Annotated in this window: 21 protein-coding genes; 19 read left to right on the top strand and 2 right to left on the bottom strand. The window is 71.9% G+C overall.

Features of this window, described 5'->3' with window-relative positions; all coding sequences use genetic code 11:
* Positions 1–22 precede the first annotated feature (22 nt).
* The 7 genes from ACFW6B_RS06385 to ACFW6B_RS06355 all read left to right on the top strand — a co-directional run bounded on the left by ACFW6B_RS06385 (position 23) and on the right by ACFW6B_RS06355 (position 3077).
* A complete protein-coding gene (locus ACFW6B_RS06385; RefSeq protein WP_386592600.1) occupies positions 23–298 on the top strand; it encodes a hypothetical protein in 276 nt (91 codons plus the stop codon).
* Positions 299–369: 71 nt separating this feature from the next.
* A complete protein-coding gene (locus ACFW6B_RS06380; protein WP_386592732.1) occupies positions 370–744 on the top strand; it encodes a hypothetical protein in 375 nt (124 codons plus the stop codon).
* Entirely contained in the window at positions 741–1025 is a 285-nt protein-coding gene (locus tag ACFW6B_RS06375) for a class I SAM-dependent methyltransferase (protein WP_386592598.1), read from the top strand. Before ACFW6B_RS06380 ends, ACFW6B_RS06375 begins: the two co-directional genes overlap by 4 nt.
* Before the next feature lie 12 nt (positions 1026–1037).
* On the top strand, positions 1038–1484 hold the full coding sequence (locus ACFW6B_RS06370; protein ID WP_386592596.1) for a hypothetical protein: 447 nt from the start codon (positions 1038–1040) through the stop codon (positions 1482–1484).
* A 73-nt stretch (positions 1485–1557) separates the two neighbouring features.
* Positions 1558–1824: a hypothetical protein gene (locus tag ACFW6B_RS06365; RefSeq protein ID WP_386592594.1), complete on the top strand. Its 267-nt coding sequence runs from the start codon at positions 1558–1560 to the stop codon at positions 1822–1824.
* A gap of 220 nt (positions 1825–2044) precedes the next feature.
* Positions 2045–2242: an LxmA leader domain family RiPP gene (locus ACFW6B_RS06360; RefSeq protein ID WP_386592592.1), complete on the top strand. Its 198-nt coding sequence runs from the start codon at positions 2045–2047 to the stop codon at positions 2240–2242.
* Positions 2243–2381: 139 nt separating this feature from the next.
* Positions 2382–3077, top strand: a complete 696-nt coding sequence (locus ACFW6B_RS06355) for a M16 family metallopeptidase (protein ID WP_386592591.1) — start codon at positions 2382–2384, stop codon at positions 3075–3077.
* A gap of 66 nt (positions 3078–3143) precedes the next feature.
* On the opposite strand, the gene ACFW6B_RS06350 is transcribed toward ACFW6B_RS06355, so the two are convergent.
* Both ACFW6B_RS06350 and ACFW6B_RS06345 read right to left on the bottom strand, forming a co-directional pair.
* On the bottom strand, positions 3144–4325 hold the full coding sequence (locus ACFW6B_RS06350) for a pyridoxal phosphate-dependent aminotransferase (protein WP_386592588.1): 1182 nt from the start codon (positions 4323–4325) through the stop codon (positions 3144–3146).
* A 327-nt stretch (positions 4326–4652) separates the two neighbouring features.
* On the bottom strand, positions 4653–4829 hold the full coding sequence (locus tag ACFW6B_RS06345) for a hypothetical protein (protein WP_386592586.1): 177 nt from the start codon (positions 4827–4829) through the stop codon (positions 4653–4655).
* A gap of 24 nt (positions 4830–4853) precedes the next feature.
* Between ACFW6B_RS06345 and ACFW6B_RS06340 the strand changes: the two genes are divergently transcribed.
* The 12 genes from ACFW6B_RS06340 (at position 4854) to kynU (ending at position 17019) form a co-directional block, all read left to right on the top strand.
* Positions 4854–5126 (top strand): hypothetical protein, encoded by a 273-nt coding sequence (locus ACFW6B_RS06340; RefSeq protein WP_386592584.1) that lies wholly within the window; start codon positions 4854–4856, stop codon positions 5124–5126.
* An 85-nt stretch (positions 5127–5211) separates the two neighbouring features.
* Entirely contained in the window at positions 5212–5514 is a 303-nt protein-coding gene (locus ACFW6B_RS06335; RefSeq protein ID WP_386592582.1) for a hypothetical protein, read from the top strand.
* A 389-nt stretch (positions 5515–5903) separates the two neighbouring features.
* Complete coding sequence (locus tag ACFW6B_RS06330; protein ID WP_386592580.1) at positions 5904–6434, top strand: DUF2617 family protein; 531 nt, start codon at positions 5904–5906, stop codon at positions 6432–6434.
* Between the two features lie 299 nt (positions 6435–6733).
* Complete coding sequence (locus tag ACFW6B_RS06325; protein ID WP_386592577.1) at positions 6734–8419, top strand: polyamine aminopropyltransferase; 1686 nt, start codon at positions 6734–6736, stop codon at positions 8417–8419.
* A 67-nt stretch (positions 8420–8486) separates the two neighbouring features.
* Entirely contained in the window at positions 8487–9863 is a 1377-nt protein-coding gene (locus ACFW6B_RS06320; protein WP_386592575.1) for a hypothetical protein, read from the top strand.
* A 149-nt stretch (positions 9864–10012) separates the two neighbouring features.
* On the top strand, positions 10013–10807 hold the full coding sequence (locus ACFW6B_RS06315) for an aldose 1-epimerase (RefSeq protein WP_386592573.1): 795 nt from the start codon (positions 10013–10015) through the stop codon (positions 10805–10807).
* A gap of 10 nt (positions 10808–10817) precedes the next feature.
* Positions 10818–11369 carry an orotate phosphoribosyltransferase gene (gene pyrE, locus ACFW6B_RS06310; protein WP_386592571.1) on the top strand — a complete coding sequence of 184 codons (552 nt, stop codon included), beginning with the start codon at positions 10818–10820 and terminating at the stop codon, positions 11367–11369.
* A 187-nt stretch (positions 11370–11556) separates the two neighbouring features.
* Positions 11557–12579 (top strand): class II fructose-bisphosphate aldolase, encoded by a 1023-nt coding sequence (fbaA, locus tag ACFW6B_RS06305; protein WP_386592569.1) that lies wholly within the window; start codon positions 11557–11559, stop codon positions 12577–12579.
* An 84-nt stretch (positions 12580–12663) separates the two neighbouring features.
* Positions 12664–14268, top strand: coding sequence for an MFS transporter (locus ACFW6B_RS06300; RefSeq protein ID WP_386592566.1), 1605 nt, complete (start codon positions 12664–12666; stop codon positions 14266–14268).
* 127 nt (positions 14269–14395) lie between these two features.
* Entirely contained in the window at positions 14396–14809 is a 414-nt protein-coding gene (locus tag ACFW6B_RS06295; RefSeq protein ID WP_386592564.1) for a DUF3151 domain-containing protein, read from the top strand.
* Between the two features lie 181 nt (positions 14810–14990).
* A complete protein-coding gene (locus tag ACFW6B_RS06290) occupies positions 14991–15836 on the top strand; it encodes a tryptophan 2,3-dioxygenase (RefSeq protein WP_386592562.1) in 846 nt (281 codons plus the stop codon).
* Complete coding sequence (kynU, locus tag ACFW6B_RS06285) at positions 15829–17019, top strand: kynureninase (protein WP_386592559.1); 1191 nt, start codon at positions 15829–15831, stop codon at positions 17017–17019. The genes ACFW6B_RS06290 and kynU overlap by 8 nt, the downstream gene beginning before the upstream one ends.
* Positions 17020–17371 lie beyond the last annotated feature (352 nt).

The raw sequence follows: 17371 nt of genomic DNA, 5'->3' as shown, positions 1-17371 counted from the left end.
GTGGCCGGGCCTCGTAGGGGCGGTGGTCACGCAGGACGGCGTAGAGGACGTTGATTTTGCGGCGGGCTGGCGCGATCAGGGCCTGGTGGTGTGGGGCACGCTCGGCCGGCTCATGGTCCTGGGCCGGCTCCCGGAGGTGGGCCGCTTCCTCCCGGACGGGGCACAACGGAGCGTGCTGGGTGACCGGCTGACCTTCCCCAGCGGCTTGGAGACGCCGTACGGGCTGCTGATCCTGGTCGCACGGGGCGCGGGGCCGACCTTGCCGGCCCAGTGGCGCTTCGCTCGTCGCGACGTGTGACCTCCCAGGGGCACCGCCATACCTGCATGGACAGGTAGCGATCTTGCCCGGACCTCATTCGGGGCGAGGGGATGAGTTCAGGACGCCAGGCGTTGCAGGCGGCTGGTGGCCTCGGCGAGGACGTCGTCCCTCTTGCAGAAGGCGAACCGGACTTGGCTGCGGCCGCCGCCCACTGCGCGTCGGCGACCACGGCTCTGCTGCGCGGTTACGCCGACGGCCCGGGACCACTTCCGGCGTCCGTCGGCCTCGACGCGGTGGCACGGTCGGCCGTGCTCCGCATGTTCACGCACTGCCTCGACTACGCGGCGTTCGTCGGCTGGGACGACCGGCTCACCGATCACCTGGACGTGCTCGCCGCGCTGCTGGACCACCCCATGGGCACCATCGACGGCCTCACCGGCGCACCCGCGGCACCGGACGTGGCCTTGGAAACGGAGAGACCGTGATAGCGCAGAACGCCCATTACAACGAGAAGATGGCCAGCGTCTACGAGCAGATGTACCCCATCGGCTTCGACACGGACGCGGCCCTGGAGTTTTTCGCCACGCTGGCGGAGCCCGGCGCGCGGGTACTCGAACTCGGTGTCGGCACCGGAAGGATCGCGGTCCCGATGGCCGAGCGGGGTTACCGCGTCTTCGGCGTCGACGCGTCCGAATCGATGATCGCCAAGTTGGTTGAACGGGACAGCAAGGGCGAAGTCACCGTGGAGCTCGGGGACTTCACCTAGCCGGGGCTCGACATGGGTGGCGATTTCCCGCTCGTGACACTCGTCCTGAACACGTTCTTCGTGGCCGTCTCGCGGGAGGCACAGCTCAACTGCCTGCGCAACGTGCGCGACCAGTTGGCACCCGGGGGTCGTTTCGTCCTGGAAGCCTTCGACCCGTCGCCCTACCACGTGCTCACCAAGCCGGACCTGTCGATGCGCTTTCTCGGCGAGAACTCGATCATGCTGGACACCCTGATGGTGGACCGCTCGCAGCAGCTCATGGTCGCCACGCATACGATCCTGGACGGCGGAGCGCCGCAGACGACCCAGCATGTGCTGCGCTACGCGTTCCCCCAGGAGATCGACCTGTTGGCCGAGTTGGCCGGGCTCCGGCTGGTGGAACGCACTGCAGGCTGGCGCAAGGAACCCTTCACGGCGCTCAGCCCCCGGCATGTGTCCGTGTTCGAACGGGCAGAATAGCCGGGTTTATCGGAGACCTACCGGGCTCCGGCCAGGAAACCGGGGCCGACACACGAAACAAGGGAGGCCAAGCATGATCGAGAACATCTCAGGGGCCATCGCCGTCGGCATCTCGACGGTCCTGGGCGTGGCCGGCGAGAACACGTCGAAGAAGCGCGCCCAGGCATTTACCAAGCGCTACGGGTCCTACGAGGGATTCCGGCAGCAGGTGGACGAGGACCGCGTCCAGGAGGTCCTCAGGGCCCGCGGGAAGGTGGCGGCGATCAAGGAGGTGCGGGACAACTACCCCTACGTCTCGCTGCCGATGGCCAAGCGTTACGTGGAGCAGTTGCCTGCCTGACGGCCCCTGCCCGCCCGGCGCCGCCGTGGACCTTTCCCCGGCGGCGCTTTTCACGGAGCACAAAGAGCGGAGAGGTCCGAGCGAAAAGCGGAGGTAAAGCTTCACCGTAATTCAGGTGAGTCATATTTTTTTCCATGGTGTCATCCCCGGTGAATCGTATAGAAAAGGAGTCGACGGCGGAACGGTTCCGTCGATCGCCTTCTCCCGAGGAGGAGTTTTGGTGAACACCACCGACGCCCTGCTCGCCGGCTACGCCGCGTACACCTCCGCCGACGAGATCGCCGCCACCCAGGACGGCGGAGCGCGGGAGATCAGCCCGGTCAGCCTCTCGATCGCCGTCTCCGTCGCCGAGTCCTCCTACGCCTGCAGCGCGGGCCTCAGCATGAGCGTGGGCGTGACCGTCGGCAAGGGCTGCTGACCAGGCACCCCGGCTTCTCGTGACCCGGCCGCCCCGGCACCCTGACCCGGGTGCCGGGGCGACGGTCACCCTCGCCGGCTCCCTCCCGCCCCGTACCGCCCGCAACCGAACACCCGAAGGGACGCGCACCGTGCGGCAGTTGACTCTCGAGAACGGACTGCGCGTCGTACTCGACGCCCGGGGCGGCGCGCCCGCCGTCGGCGTGGCCGTCCACTACGGCACCGGATTTCGCGGCGACCCCGCCGGACGCAGCGGTTTCGCCCACCTCTTCGAGCACGCCATGTTCCAGGGCAGCGCCTCGGTCGGTCCCGGCGAACACATCCGGGCCGTACAGGGTTCGGGCGGCACCGCCGGCGCGTCGACGCACCAGGATTACACGGACTTCTATCAGGTCGCCCCTGCCGCGGCACTGGACCGGCTGCTCTTCCTGGAGGCCGACCGGATGGCCGGGGTCCGGCTGGACGCGCACGGCCTGGACATCCAACTGCGGGTGATCCGTGAGGAGATCGCCGCACAGGTCACCGGCCGCCCCTACGGCGGCTTCCCCTGGACCGTCCTCCCGTCCGTGCTGTACGCGTCGTTCGCCAACGCCCACGACGGTTACGGGGATCTGGCCGGGTTGCGTCAAACGCAGGGAAGCGACCACGATGCCGCCGCATTCTCCGTCCGGACTGCATTGACGACCTTCGACGCCGCGCCGCGGACAACGCATAGGCCCCGCGAAGCCTCCCAGCTGAGGGACACGGCATCCCCCTTCTCTTGGAGCCATCTGGGAGCCGCCCTGCTCCCGATGCCCCTCCACACCACCCGAGACCAGCCGGGATCACCCACCTGACCTGCGCAAACACAATCCAGGCAGGAAAGCTCATCAACCGATCCTTCGGGACGAAGAGGGTGTGGGTCAGGACGCCAGGTGCTGCACGCGGCCGGCCGCCTCGCGGAGGACGTCGTCCTTCTTGCAGAAGGTGAAGCGGACCTGGCTGCGGCCGGCGTCGGGGTCGTCGTAGAAGACGGAGTTGGGGATGGCGACGACGCCGCAGCGTTCGGGGAGGGCGCGGCAGAAGGCGTAGGCGTCCTTCTCGCCGAAGGGCGTGATGTCGGTGGTGATGAAGTAGGTGCCCTGGGGCTGGTAGACCTCGAACCCGGCGGCGCGTAGGCCGTTGCCGAGCAGGTCGCGCTTGCGGCGGAGGTCGGTGCGGAAGCTGTCGAAGTAGGCGTCCGGCAGGCGCAGTGCTTCGGCGATCGCGTACTGGAAGGGGCCCGCGCTGACGTAAGTCAGGTACTGCTTGGCCGTTCGGACGGCGGAGACGAGCGGGCCGTCAGCCATGACCCAGCCAACCTTCCAACCGGTGAAGGAGAAGGTCTTGCCGGCGGAGGAGATGGAGACGGTGCGCTCACGCATGCCCGGCAGGGCAGCGATGGGGCGGTGCGTGCCTTCGTAGACCAAGTGCTCGTACACCTCGTCGGTGACCACGAGGAGATCGTGTTCGACGGCGAGTGCGGCGATGGCGCTCTGCTCTTCGGCGGTGAGGACCATTCCGGTTGGGTTGTGGGGGGTGTTGAGGAGGAGAAGGCGCGTCCGCGGGGTGATCTTGGCTTGCAGCTCGTCCAGGTCCGGGCGGAAGGACGGGGCACGCAGGGTGAGCGGTACGCGCTTCGCTCCGGCCATCGCGATGCAGGCGGCGTAGGAGTCGTAGAAGGGCTCGAAGGCGATCACCTCGTCTCCCGGTTCGAGGAGGGCGAGCATGGCCGCAGCGATTGCCTCCGTAGCACCTGCGGTGACCAGGACCTCCGTGTCGGGGTCGTAGTTCAGGTCGTAGAAGCGGCGCTGGTGGTCGCTGATGGCCGTGCGCAGTTCCGGGACGCCCGGTCCCGGCGGGTACTGGTTGCCGCGTCCGTCCCGCAGGGCGCGGACGGCCGCCTCCCGGATCTCCTCGGGACCGTCCGTGTCGGGGAAGCCCTGTCCGAGGTTGATCGAGCCGGTGCTCATCGCGAGGGCGGACATCTCGGCGAAGATCGTCGTCCCGAACTCGGCGAGCCGGCGGTTCAGGAAGGGGCGCGCACTGGAGGTCATGCGGGCCATCCTGCGCCCAAGTTCTGGAGTTCCTCAACTCACCTGTGCCGACGGGAACCTGTGCATATGTCCTGTGCGCCGTCTCTGAGCAGGACGGCGCCGTCACCGACTGTCGTCGTCCGTCGGCACCGGCCCCCCTCGGACGGCCCACAGGCGGCCTCTGCGGAGACCGCCTGTGAACTCCCGATCCCGGCTGCGTACAGGCCGTCGATGCGTGCCGGTGGCAGGAAGGGCACGGCGCCCGCGCGCGGTGTTCTTCCTGCCCGGACGAGGTGCTCCTTGCCGCGGGGCTCGTCCCCCGGCGACTCGCCGGTCAGAGCCCGGTTCCGGCGCCGCTCAGAACGAGACTCCGAAGAGCGCGGCAACCGCGGCGGCCGCGAGGGCCCTCGCCGCGGCGTTGGACAGACCGCCGCCGGCCGCCATGTTCGCCGATATGCCCTGTGTCGCGAACATCGACCCCGCTTGACCACCGGTCGGCGGATGCTGCACGGGGACGGCTGTCCCGTTCGGCATCACCAGGAACATTTGGTCACCGGCATGAACCAGCGTCACCTCAGGAATGTGATCATTATTGGTCATGGCTGCCGCTTTCTCTCGGTACGAGCCGTTCTGGCCGAGGAATACAGCGGTTTTGCCCGCTCCGGCCCCGAGGAATACGGGTTCGGGTATGGCGGAACATGGCGGTTGAGTAGCGACAGTCATGCATTTGTCAGCCGGAACCGCAGAGGATTCCTGTCCCTGGACCGTCGGCCAGGCCCACTTCTGGATGCTCTGGAGTTCCTCAACTCTGCTTTGGGCCGGGAAGCGTGAGGGCATCCCCCTGTCACGCAAGGCCTGAACCGAGAAACACGGCCCACGGGGGGCCGCTTCGGGGGAACGGAAGGAGGGTGGCGCCATGGTCATCGGCATCATCCTGGCGGTCGTCCTGCTCGTCGTGATCGTGGGGATCGTCGGCAGGAACAAGAGGCGCAGGGAGAGGGGGCGTTCGTCCCTGGGCACGGTCGGGTCCAGGAACCGGCGGCGCTCCTCCAGCGGTAGTGGCAGCGACAGCAGTTGGTGGGCCGGTGGCGCGGGTGGTGCCGGGTTCTCCTGCTCGTCCGGCGACTCGTCGGGCGGTCACTCCTGCGGAGGGTCGTCCTGCGGAGGCGGGTCCTCGTGCGGTGGTGGCGGCGGGGGCGGATGCGGCGGAGGCAGCTGACACGGGGCAGCCGGGCTCCCGGTGGGAAACGCATCCGCAGCACGAACGTGCCCGTCGGCCGACCACTGCCGACGGGCGCGTTCGCGCGCCGGGCGCACGTCGGGGTTGAACAGTTGAGCTGTGGAGCCCTCGGGGGGATGGAAACCCCACGAAGTTGGGTAAAAACGCTGTGGCGGCAGCACAGTTCATGATTCCCTCTAAACCACCAAAGCGGCCCTGGTGCATCACCGAGCAGCCCTGGGCCGACAGGCCTCGGAAGTCCATCGGATGGTCCTATCGGACGTGTCCGCCGGATGCCCTTCCGGCCGGGCAGGCCAGGCCGTTCCCCCCGGTGCTGACCGGGTGCGCATGAACCCCACCTCACCTTTGCGTGCTAGCGGAGCCGACCCATGCTCACGACCCTGAACACCTCGTACACCGACACGCGCGCGGCCGATCTCGCCTGGGCGCTGGGCCGCGAACCGCTGCCGGCCCTCGCCACCCTCGATCTCGAACTCGCCGGTGCAAAACTCCAGTTGAGACTGCTCGGCGCGTCCCACCAGGTCCTTCTGGAGGAGGAGCGGGGCAGTTGTTCGGAGACCGTCGCCTGCATCGCGGGCAGCAGCACACCTCTGCCGCTCGGCGTCGCGAAGAGGTTCGGCGACTGGGAGTACGAGTTCGCGGCCCGCGTCGAGATCCTGTCCCCCGGCTCCTTCGCGGGCCGCGCCCAGGAGTTGCTGGCCCTCGTCTCCGACCACCCCCAGGGGCTCGCCGGTGTCTTCCCCGGCAGCCCGCACGCGTTCACGGCGATGCTCGCCCAGCGTCATGAGGGACAGGTCCACTGGCGTACGTGGCACGCGTACCCGCAGGACGGCCAGTTGGTCGCGACGCGTACGCGAGTCGGCGTACGGACGGAGGCCCTCAGCGCCTCCGGCGTCTGACGGCGGGACGCGCGAGGGGGCGCGCGGGCGCAGGGGTGCGGGGGTGCGGGGAAGTGTCCGGCTTCGGGAGCGGGGCGGGGCGCCAGGAGGCGGGCGCGGGGGTGCGTCCGGAGGGGCCGAGGGGGGGTGCGCCCGTCGTGGGCGCGGGGTTCGGGAAGGGTGCGCCGGGTGTGGGCGCGGGTGTCCGCGCGGGGTGCGCCGGGCAGATGCCCAGGTCAATCCCGTGCACCCTGAAGAGCAAGGGTTTCCACACGTGTGGGTGACGAGACGTAGTGGCGACGTGACGTAGCGTTCACGGAGTGATCGAACCGCACGCGCCAGCCCCGCCCGGCGCGCCGCCGCCCTGGGGCGTCCAGGGCCAGGCGCGGCTGCCCGTCCGGCCGGGCATCGGCAGGTTCCTCGTCCTGGTGGGCGTGTTCGTCTGCGCGGCCTGCGGACTCGTGTACGAGCTCGAACTGGTCGCCCTCGCCTCGTACTTGATCGGCGACTCGGTCACCCAGGCGTCCGTCGTGCTCTCCGTCATGGTGTTCGCCATGGGAGTCGGCTCCCTCGCGGCGAAGCGGCTGCGCCCGTACGCCGCGGCCGGTTTCGGTGCCGTCGAGGCGCTGCTCGCCCTGGTCGGCGGATGCAGTGCGATGGCCCTGTACGCGGTGTTCGCCTGGACCGGAGGATGGGGCGGCCCGTGGGCGGACGGTCCCCGCTGGCTGCTGGTGGTCTTCTCGCTCACCATCGGCCTGCTCATCGGCGCCGAGGTCCCGCTGCTCATGGAGCTGATACAGCGCATCCGCCGCCAGGACCCCGGCGGCGCGGTCGCGGACCTGTTCGCCGCGGACTACGTGGGCGCCCTCTTCGGCGGCCTCGCCTTCCCGTTCCTGCTGCTGCCCCTGCTCGGCCAGCTGACGGGGGCCCTGCTGACCGGGACGGTGAACGTGATCGCCGGCGGCGCCCTCGTGCTCGGGCTGTTCCGGGGGGACCTGACCCGCCGCGCGCGCTGGATCCTGGTCGTCGCCAACGTCGTCGTGCTCGGCCTCCTCGCCTCGGCCGCGGTGCTGGCCGACGACTTCGAACGGGCCGCGCGGCACGCCCTGTACGGGGCGGAGGCCCGCGTCGCGCTCCGCACCGGCGTCCAGGAGGCCGTCCTCACCGGAGGCACCCACGGCCGTCCGCTGCGCTTCTTCGTCGACGGCCGTCTGCGCTTCAGCGCCCGCGACGAGCGCCGCTACCACGAGGCGCTCGTCCACCCCGCGATGAACGGACCGCACGCGCGCGTGCTCATCCTCGGCGGCGGTGACGGACTCGCCGCCCGTGAGGTGCTGCGCCATCCCGGGGTGCGCCGCGTCGACATCGTCGAACCCGACGCGGACGTGGTCGGGCTCGCCCGCCACGACACCGCGCTGTCCGCCCTCAACCGGCACGTGTACGACGATCCCCGGGTCCACGCGGTGACGGCGGACGCCTTCCGCTCGCTGCGCCGCGCCCGGTCGACGTACGACGTCGTCGTCTCGGACCTGCCCGACCCCTGCGTCACCGCGGCCACCAAGCTGTACTCGCGGGAGTTCTACGGTCTCGCGCGCCGCGTGCTCGCCCCCGGCGGGCGTCTCGTGGTCCACGCGGGTCCGCCGGCCGGCCGGCACCGGACCTTCTGGACGGTCGACGCGACGATCCGCGCGGCGGGCCTGTTCACCAGGCCCTACCGCGTCGGCGGCCGGGACCCCGGCTTCGCGGCCCGGACCGGTCACCGCGCCCACGGAGCGGCGGGGGCCAGGGGTGCGGAGGGGGGCGGGGACGGGGCGGGGTCCGGGGGCGGCTGGGGTTTCATCCTCGCCTCCCGTACGCCCGTGCCGCTGCGGCTGGACCCCTCCTGCCCGCGGCCGCGCACCCTCACCCAGGCGGCCCTGACGGCGGGCGCGCGCGCCGCCTCCCGCAGCCGCGTCCACCGTGCGCTTCCGCCCTCCACGCTGGTGCATCCGCGGTACGCCGACTGAGCGGGAGGCCCGGGAATCCCGGGATACGCGGGTGCGGTCCGGTCCGTGCTGGGTAGGCTCGGCTGACATGGAGCACGAGGTGTTCGTTCCGTTTCCGGCCGGGCGGCTGACAGAGGCGCTGGCCGATCCCTCCCGGGTCGCCCGCGCGATCCCGGGCCTCCAGCAGGACGCGTCGGCCGCCTCGGGAGGCGCCGAGGCGGCCGGGGGCTCGCCGCTCGTCCCCGGGACCGGTCAGGACACCGCGGGCGGGTCCTCGCCCGCCGGACACGGCCGGCAGACGGGGGTCGTACGGGTCGCCGGACGGGTGAAGGTCCGCGTCGCCGGTCATACGATCACCTATCGCGCCGTGTTCCGTTTCGTCGCGCGGGGCGACGGCTCGTACGCCGTCGAGGGCGACGCCACGGAGGTGCGCGGCGGCGGTGCCGTGAAACTGGCGCTGACCCTGCGGCTCCTTCCCGCCGAGGGCGGTACCACCCTCGCGTTCGACGGCACGGCCTCCGGTGACGGCCGCGTGGCGGAACTCCCGCACGACGCCGTGTCCTCGACGGGCGCGCGCCTGCTGACCCGCTTCGGCGAAACCCTTGCAGCGGACCTCGCGGACCTCCCGGACAGCGGGACCGAGTCCGGCCCCGCGGCCGAGGCCGCCCCCGGACCGGGACCCGGAGCCGGGACCGGGCGGGCCCCGGAACCCGGACCGGTACGGGGAGCCGGACCCGAGGCCGGGGCCGAGCCGGAGACCGCCCCCGAAACCGGACGGACGGCCGGGGCGGGACCGGTGTCCGGAGCCGAAACCGAGCCGGAGCCGGCCCCCGAGCTCGACGCCGACGTCGACGCGGAGTCCGAAGGCGGCCCTGCGCCGGAGGCCGGCCCCGCATCGGAGGCCGGACCGACGTCCGAGGCCGGCCCGGCTCCTCAGGCCGAACCCGGGACCGTGCCCGAGGACGCACCTGCCCCGGAACCCGAGGCCGGACCCGCACCGGAAACCGAACCCGGGACCGCGCCCAAGGACGCACCTGCTCCGGAACCCGAGGCCGGACCCGCTCCTCAGGCCGAACCCGAGGCCGGGACCGGGCCCGAGGACGGACCCGCGCCGGAATCCGAAGGCGACCCCGGCCCGGTCCCGGGGTTCGAGGGGGACGTGGCGTCCTCCCCGTTCGGGGCGGAGGAGGACGACGGCGAGTTCGACGGGGAGGACTTCGTGGCGGAGGAGACCGGGGGGCCGGGGCGGGCGGACGCCATGGCCGAGGCGGCACATGCGCGGCGGACGATGATCGGGCGCAGCGCGGAGGAGGTCGACCACGCTCCTCCGCGCGGCCGTTACGCCCCCGTCCCGCCCCCGGAGGCCACCGCCGCACGCGCCACCCTCCGCTGGGCGGCCCCCGCGGCGGCCCTGGCGCTGGCCTCGGCGATCGCCCTGACCCGGGCGCTGCGCAGGCGCCGTTGAGCCGACGGCACGGGCCGTCGAATCCGGCGGTGCGGGCGTCGTCGAGCCGGACGGCACAAGCGTCGTCGAGCCGGCGACGCGGGCGGCATCGAGCCAGTGGCGCGGGCGGGAGAACCACACGGCGCTCCCGCCCCAGTAGGGTCGGCTCCGTGATTGACGAAGACATCACGCTGACCGCGGGTGACGCGGAGGTGACCGTGACGCCGGGCAACGGCGGACGGGTCGGGAGTCTGCGGGTCGGCGGCGTCGAACTGCTGAGGCAGGGCGCGAAGTTCGGGTGCTTCCCGATGGTCCCGTGGTGCGGGCGGATCCGCGACGGCAGGTTCCTCGACGGCGCCGTCGTCCGGCAGATGCCGCTCAACTCCCCGCCGCACGCCATCCACGGCACCGCCCGCGACGGCGCCTGGAAGAGGGCCCGCGTCACCGCGGACGAGGCCGTGATCACGTACGACCTGGTCGAGCCCTGGCCGCACCCCGCCCGCGTCACCCAGGCGTTCGCCCTCACCGAGGGCAGCCTGACGATCACCATGTCGGTGGAGACGTACGGGGAGTCGTTCCCGGCCCAGATCGGCTGGCACCCCTGGTTCAACAGGAACCTGGGCGACGGCGGCGACGACGTCCTGGTGGACTTCGAGCCCGGCTGGCAGGAGGAGCGGGGCGAGGACCACCTGCCCACCGGCCGCCGCGTCGATCCGGCACCCGGCCCCTGGGACGACTGCTTCGGCATGCCGGAGGGCGTCGACGTCACCCTCACCTGGCCGGGGCGGCTGGAGCTGAACGTCGCCGGTCGGGAGCAGTGGGTCGTCGTCTACGACGAGCAGGAGGCGGCGGTGTGCGTGGAGCCGCAGACCGGTCCGCCGAACGGCCTCAACACCCACCCCCGGCTGGTCACCCCCATCGAGCCCCTCGAAGCCGCCACGACCTGGAGCTGGCGGCGCCTCTAAGCTGGCGTCCATGAGTGACGACGTACGTGGCACGCTGCTGCAGCAGATCAAGGACAAGGCCGTGGTGCACGGCAAGGTGACCCTCTCCTCGGGTCTTGAGGCCGACTACTACGTGGATCTGCGCCGGATCACGCTGGACGGCGAGGCCGCCCCGCTCGTCGGGCAGGTCCTCCTCGACCTCACCGCCGGTCTGGAGTTCGACGCGGTCGGCGGGCTGACCATGGGCGCCGACCCGGTCGCCGGGGCGATGCTGCACGCCGCCGCGGCGCAGGGCCGCAGGCTGGACGCCTTCGTCGTCCGCAAGGCCGCCAAGGCGCACGGTCTGCAGCGCCGTGTCGAGGGCCCCGAGATCAAGGGCCGGCGGGTCCTCGTGGTCGAGGACACCTCGACCACGGGCGGCTCCCCGCTGGAGGCCGTCCAGGCCGTCCGGGAGGCCGGGGCCGAGGTCGTCGCCGTCGCCACGATCGTCGACCGCGCCACCGGTGCCGCCGAGAAGATCGAGGCCGGCGCCGGTGTTCCGTACCTCTTCGCCTACTCCAAGGGCGAGTTGGGGCTCGACTGACCGCCCTGTCGCGGGACCCCGCCGACGCGCGGGTCCCGCATGTCGGACGGGCTGTCTGGCAGATCCTGTGTCGTCTGGAAAGATGGGGCCGACGATGACGTCGCCCCCCTAGGTCAGGGCCAGAAGCACCAGTCCCGTCGTACCGCAGCAGCAGTACGGCAGACCCGCACATACAAGGAGCGGACAGATGCCCATCGCAACCCCCGAGGTCTACAACGAGATGCTCGACCGGGCGAAGGCAGGCAAGTTCGCCTACCCGGCCATCAACGTGACCTCGTCCCAGACCCTGCACGCTGCGCTGCGCGGCTTCGCGGAGGCGGAGAGCGACGGCATCATCCAGATCTCCACCGGTGGCGCGGAGTTCCTGGGCGGCCAGCACAACAAGGACATGGTGACGGGCGCCGTCGCCCTCGCCGAGTTCGCGCACGTCGTCGCCTCGAAGTACGACATCACGGTCGCGCTGCACACGGACCACTGCCCCAAGGACAAGCTGGACGGCTACGTACGTCCGCTGCTCGACATCTCCGCCGAGCGCGTCGCCAAGGGCGAGAACCCGCTGTTCCAGTCCCACATGTGGGACGGCTCCGCCGAGACCCTCGCCGACAACCTGGCCATCGGCCAGGAGCTGCTCGCCAAGGCCGTCGCCGCGAAGATCATCCTCGAGGTCGAGATCACCCCGACCGGTGGCGAGGAGGACGGCGTCAGCCACGAGATCAACGACGAGCTGTACACGACCGTCGAGGACGCGCTGCGCACCGCCGAGGCCCTGGGACTGGGCGACAAGGGCCGCTACCTGCTCGCCGCGTCGTTCGGCAACGTGCACGGCGTGTACAAGCCGGGCAACGTCGTCCTGCGTCCCGAGCTCCTCAAGGACCTCCAGGAGGGCGTCGCCGCCAAGTACGGCAAGACGAGCCCGTTCGACTTCGTCTTCCACGGCGGCTCCGGCTCCACCGCCGAGGAGATCGCCACCGCGCTGGAGAACGGCGTCGTGAAGATGAACCTCGACACCGACACCCAGTACGCCTTCACCCGTCCGGTCGTGGACCACATGTTCCGCAACTACGACGCCGTCCTGAAGGTCGACGGCGAGGTCGGCACCAAGTCGAAGTACGACCCGCGCACCTGGGGCAAGCTCGCCGAGGCCGGCATGGCCCAGCGCGTGACCGAGGCCTGCGCCGCCCTGCGCTCCACGGGCACCCGCCTCAAGTAACCGGCCGGCGGTCCTCCGCCCGAGCCACGTCCGGAAGGGTCCGGCACCCGCCACGGTGCCGGACCCTTCCGTATGCTCCGGGGTATGGCTGTGCCCGCACGGGACGCATCGGACGGCCGGGCCGGGGTACGGATCGCCTCCCCGACGGGGAAGTGGATCCTGCTGACCACCGTCCTCGGCTCCAGCATGGCCCTGCTGGACTCGACCGTCGTCAACGTCGCCCTGCCCGCCATCGGCCGCGACCTGGACGCGAGCCTCGCCGCCCTCCAGTGGACCGTGAACGGCTACATGCTGTCGCTGGCCGGGCTGATCCTGCTGGGCGGTTCGCTCGGGGACCGGTTCGGGCGCCGGAGGATCTTCGTCCTCGGCGTGGTGTGGTTCGCCGCCGCCTCGCTGCTGTGCGGGCTCGCGCCGGACGTGGGCGTGCTCGTCGCGGCCCGCGTCCTCCAGGGCGTCGGCGGGGCGCTGCTCACCCCCGGCTCGCTGGCGATCATCCAGGCCTCCTTCCATCCGGACGACCGCTCCCGCGCCATCGGCCTGTGGTCGGGCTTCGGGGGCGTCGGGGCCGCCGTCGGGCCGTTCCTGGGCGGCTGGCTGGTGGACGGGCCGGGCTGGCGCTGGGTGTTCCTGCTGAACATCCCCGTCGCGCTGGTGTGCGCCCCGGTCGCCCTGCGGCACGTGCCCGAGTCCACCGGGGACACCGTCCGCCCGGCGGAGTCCGCCGGGGAAGCGCCCGGGCCGGGCGGGGCGGGGAACGGGACGGGGCGGTCCCGCCGCGGTTTCGACGTCCTCGGCGCCGTTCTCGGCGCGCTCTCGCTCGCCCTGGTGACGTACGCCCTGATCGAGGCCCCGAGCGGTTCCCCGCTGGTGCCGGTGGCGGCGGTCGCGGGCGTGGCGGCGGGGGTGGCCTTCGTGTACGTCGAGCGGCGGCGGCCCGATCCGATGATGCCGCCCGACATCTTCGCCTCGCGCCAGTTCACGGCCGTCAACCTGGTGACCCTGTGCGTCTACGCGGCCTTCGGCGGCTTCTTCTTCCTGGCCGCGCTCCAGCTCCAGGTCGTGGCGGGCTACTCGGCGCTCCAGGCCGGCACGGCGCTCCTGCCGACCACGGCCCTGATGCTGCTCTTCTCCGCCCGCTCCGGCGAACTCTCCCGGCGGATCGGCCCGCGCATCCCGCTGACGGCCGGGCCGCTGCTGTGCGCGGCGGGCATGCTGCTGATGCTGCGCGTCGGCGAGGACGCGTCGTACGCGGCCGACGTGCTGCCCGCGCTGCTGGTGATGGGGCTGGGCATGGTCACGCTGGTCGCCCCGCTGACCGCGACCGTCCTGGCCTCGGTGGACGTCGGGCGGGCGGGCCTGGCCAGCGGGATCAACAACGCGGCGGCCCGCGCGGCCGGGCTCCTCGCCGTGGCCGCGCTGCCGCTGCTCACCGGGATGGGGCCGGAGGCGTACCGCTCGGCGGACGCCTTCGACGCGGCCTTCCGCCGGGCGATGCCGTTGTGCGCGGGCGTGCTGGTGGCCGGCGCGGTGCTGGCCTTCGCGACCGTGCGCCGCCCGCCGCCCGGCTGCCTGCGCCCCGAGTGCCGCAGGCACGGTTCCCTGACGGCACCCCCGCTGGAGCCGGAGCGCTCCCGGGGCGTCCTCGGGGACCGCGGCTCCCCCGGGCCTCCGGGGGCCGGGTCCGTCTGACGATTCCCCCGTCTGGCGATTCCCCCGTTCGGCGGATGCCGGTCGTGGTCCGGCCGCGGAACGGATCGTTCCCCCGGTGTCCCGGGCAACCGTTACCGATCACGGACGATGCAGCAGACTGGAACCCATGACGATTCACGAGAACCTCCTCGGGGGACCGCCCCCGACCCGTCTCCCCGACGACCCGGAGCCGCGCGAGCTGCTCGCGGGCGGCACCGCCCCCGCCGACGTCGCCGGGAAGTACCCCACCTCCTCGCTCGCCTGGGCGCGGCTCGCCGACGACGCGTTCGAGCGGGGCAGCGTCGTCGAGTCGTACGCCTACGCCCGTACCGGCTACCACCGCGGCCTGGACGCCCTGCGCCGCAACGGCTGGAAGGGCCACGGCCCGGTGCCGTGGGAGCACGAGCCGAACCGCGGCTTCCTGCGCGCCCTGCACGCCCTCGCCCGCGCCGCGCAGTCGATCGGCGAGCAGGAGGAGTACGAGCGCTGCAGCCAGTTCCTGAAGGACTCCTCGCCGACCGCGGCCCAGACGCTGGGCTAGGACGGACCGGCGCTTCCGGGACCCCTCCGAACGGGGCTCCGGTGCGGGCCCGCCTGGTGTGACCAGGCGGGCCTTGCGGTTCCGGGGGACGATTGAGGAGGATGCCCGGTGGGGACCGGGGCCCCCGTGTCGGTAACGGCAGGGGCGGACCGCTACCCGGAGCACGATTCAGGAGACAGCGATGTCCCACCAGGCTCAGCCCACGCAGGCTCAGGAGCCCGAGACCCCGCATCTCGACTTCCAGGGCACGACGCCGTACGAGGACTACGTACAGGCGGACGTGCTCACCCACCTCCAGCACACCCTCTCCGACGACCCCGGAGAGATGGTCTTCCTGGTGACGACCCAGGTCATGGAGCTGTGGTTCACGGTCATCGTCCACGAGTGGGAGACCGCGGCCAAGGCGCTGCGCGCGGACGACGTCCCCGTCGCGGTGGCCGCGCTGAAGCGGTCCGTACGCGAGCTGGAGGCGCTCAACGCGTCCTGGCGCCCGCTCGGACAGCTCACGCCCGCGCAGTTCAACTCCTACCGCTCGGCCCTCGGCGAGGGCTCCGGCTTCCAGTCGGCGATGTACCGGCGCATGGAGTTCCTGCTCGGCGAGAAGTCCGCGTCGATGCTCGTCCCGCACCGGGGCGCGCCGCGCGTGCACGCCGAGCTGGAGAAGGCGCTGCACGAGCCGAGCCTCTACGACGAGGTGCTGCGGCTGCTCGCGCGGCGCGGGCACGCGATACCGGCCTCCGTGCTGGAGCGTGACGTGTCGCAGCGCTACGAACCCTCGCCCGAGGTGCAGGCCGCGTGGACGGCCCTGTACTCCGGCGACGACACCGACGAGCTCGCGCGTCTCGGCGAGGCGCTGACCGACGTCGCCGAGCTGGTGTGGCGCTGGCGCAACGACCACCTCGTCGCCACCCGCCGGGCCATGGGATCGAAGACCGGCACCGGCGGCAGCGCCGGGGTGGCCTGGCTGGAGAAGCGCGCGCAGAAGAACGTGTTCCCCGAGCTGTGGACAGCGAGGTCCTATGTCTGAGCGAGACCTGTCCGCGCGGGCGGCGGAACTGGACGCCGCCGACGAACTCGCCGGACTGCGCAAGCGGTTCGTGCTCGACGACGTGGTGTACCTGGACGGGAACTCGCTCGGCGCGCTGCCGGTCGAGGTCCCCGGCCGGGTCGAGGACGTCGTCCGCAGGCAGTGGGGCGAGATGCGCATCCGCTCCTGGGAGGAGAGCGGCTGGTGGACCGCGCCCGAGCGGATCGGCGACCGCATCGCCCCGCTGGTCGGCGCGGCGCCCGGACAGATCGTGGTCGGCGACTCGACCAGCGTGAACGTCTTCAAGGCCCTGGTGGGCGCGGTACGGCTGGCGGGCGAGGGACGCGACGAGATCCTCGTCGACGCGACCACGTTCCCGACGGACGGGTACATCGCCGCGTCGGCGGCCCGGATGACGGGCTGTGAGCTGCGCCCGGTCGATCCGGACGAGCTGTCCTCGGCGCTCGGCCCCCGTACGGCGGCGGTGCTGCTCAACCACGTCGACTACCGCACCGGCCGGCTCTACGACCTGCCGTCCCTGACCGCCGCGGTCCACGCGGCGGGCGCGCTCGTCGTCTGGGACCTGTGCCACACCGCGGGCGCCCTGCCGGTCGGTCTCGACGAGCACGGGGTGGACCTGGCGGTCGGCTGCACCTACAAGTACCTGAACGGCGGCCCCGGTTCGCCCGCGTACCTCTACGTCCGCGCCGGTCTCCAGGACCGCTTCGACTCCCCGCTGCCCGGCTGGAACTCGCACGCCGAGCCCTTCGCCATGAGCTCGTCGTACGAGCCCGCGCCGGGCGCGCTGCGCGGGCGGGTCGGCACGCCGGACATCCTCTCGATGCTGGCCCTGGAAGCGGCGCTGGAGGTGTGGGACGGCGTCTCGGTCGACGGCGTCCGCGCCAAGTCGCTGGCCCTGACCGACTTCTTCCTGGAGTGCGTCGCGGCGTACGTCCCCGAGGGCCGGGTCGAGTCGGTGACCCCCGCCGCCCACGCGGAGCGGGGCAGCCAGGTGGCCCTGCGCTGCGCGGACGCGGGCGCCGTGATGAAGCGCCTGATCGACAACGGCGTGGTCGGCGACTTCCGCCACCCGGACGTCCTCCGCTTCGGCTTCACCCCCCTGTACGTGGGCTTCGCCGACGCGGAACGAGCGGCACGACTCCTGGCGGAAACCCTGTCCTGAGAACCACCGACAACCCCTCCGACTCCGAGTGGCGGGGAAGCTTCAACTCCTCTGGCTTCGACTGGTGGGGAAGTCCCAGCTGCTCCGGTTTCGACCGGTGGGGAAATTTCAGCTGCTCAGGCTTTGAGACGCAGGGAAATTTCAGCCCCTCCGGCGTTTGAGGAGCGGGGTCCGGGGCGGAGCCCCGAGGACGGGAAGGGCAGGGGCGGAGGGGGCGAAACTCCTCCGCCCCACCCGGTACACCGGGTGCCCGCATCGCCCCGGTCCACGGAAACGGCGGAGGGGGAACCGCCCCCTCCGAGCGAGCGCGACAGCCTGCTGTCGACCCACGTCACTGGCCTGATAGCGTCCC

It is taken from the genome of Streptomyces sp. NPDC058751, assembly GCF_042746485.1.
Taxonomy (GTDB): Bacteria; Actinomycetota; Actinomycetes; order Streptomycetales; family Streptomycetaceae; genus Streptomyces.
Note: the sequence above shows the minus strand (reverse complement) of the source record. Positions and strands in the feature narration are given on the sequence as shown.

Excerpts from the sequence above, each read along its gene's own strand:
- ACFW6B_RS06380 (WP_386592732.1), top strand. The coding sequence starts at position 370 with ATGAGTTCAGGACGCCAGGCGTTGCAGGCGGCTGGTGGCCTCGGCGAG.
- ACFW6B_RS06370 (WP_386592596.1), top strand. The coding sequence starts at position 1,038 with ATGGGTGGCGATTTCCCGCTCGTGACACTCGTCCTGAACACGTTCTTC.
- ACFW6B_RS06365 (WP_386592594.1), top strand. The coding sequence starts at position 1,558 with ATGATCGAGAACATCTCAGGGGCCATCGCCGTCGGCATCTCGACGGTC.
- ACFW6B_RS06350 (WP_386592588.1), bottom strand. The coding sequence starts at position 4,325 with ATGGCCCGCATGACCTCCAGTGCGCGCCCCTTCCTGAACCGCCGGCTC.
- ACFW6B_RS06345 (WP_386592586.1), bottom strand. The coding sequence starts at position 4,829 with ATGCCGAACGGGACAGCCGTCCCCGTGCAGCATCCGCCGACCGGTGGT.
- ACFW6B_RS06340 (WP_386592584.1), top strand. The coding sequence starts at position 4,854 with ATGAACCAGCGTCACCTCAGGAATGTGATCATTATTGGTCATGGCTGC.
- ACFW6B_RS06335 (WP_386592582.1), top strand. The coding sequence starts at position 5,212 with ATGGTCATCGGCATCATCCTGGCGGTCGTCCTGCTCGTCGTGATCGTG.
- ACFW6B_RS06330 (WP_386592580.1), top strand. The coding sequence starts at position 5,904 with ATGCTCACGACCCTGAACACCTCGTACACCGACACGCGCGCGGCCGAT.
- ACFW6B_RS06320 (WP_386592575.1), top strand. The coding sequence starts at position 8,487 with ATGGAGCACGAGGTGTTCGTTCCGTTTCCGGCCGGGCGGCTGACAGAG.
- pyrE (WP_386592571.1), top strand. The coding sequence starts at position 10,818 with ATGAGTGACGACGTACGTGGCACGCTGCTGCAGCAGATCAAGGACAAG.
- fbaA (WP_386592569.1), top strand. The coding sequence starts at position 11,557 with ATGCCCATCGCAACCCCCGAGGTCTACAACGAGATGCTCGACCGGGCG.
- ACFW6B_RS06300 (WP_386592566.1), top strand. The coding sequence starts at position 12,664 with ATGGCTGTGCCCGCACGGGACGCATCGGACGGCCGGGCCGGGGTACGG.
- ACFW6B_RS06295 (WP_386592564.1), top strand. The coding sequence starts at position 14,396 with ATGACGATTCACGAGAACCTCCTCGGGGGACCGCCCCCGACCCGTCTC.
- ACFW6B_RS06290 (WP_386592562.1), top strand. The coding sequence starts at position 14,991 with ATGTCCCACCAGGCTCAGCCCACGCAGGCTCAGGAGCCCGAGACCCCG.
- kynU (WP_386592559.1), top strand. The coding sequence starts at position 15,829 with ATGTCTGAGCGAGACCTGTCCGCGCGGGCGGCGGAACTGGACGCCGCC.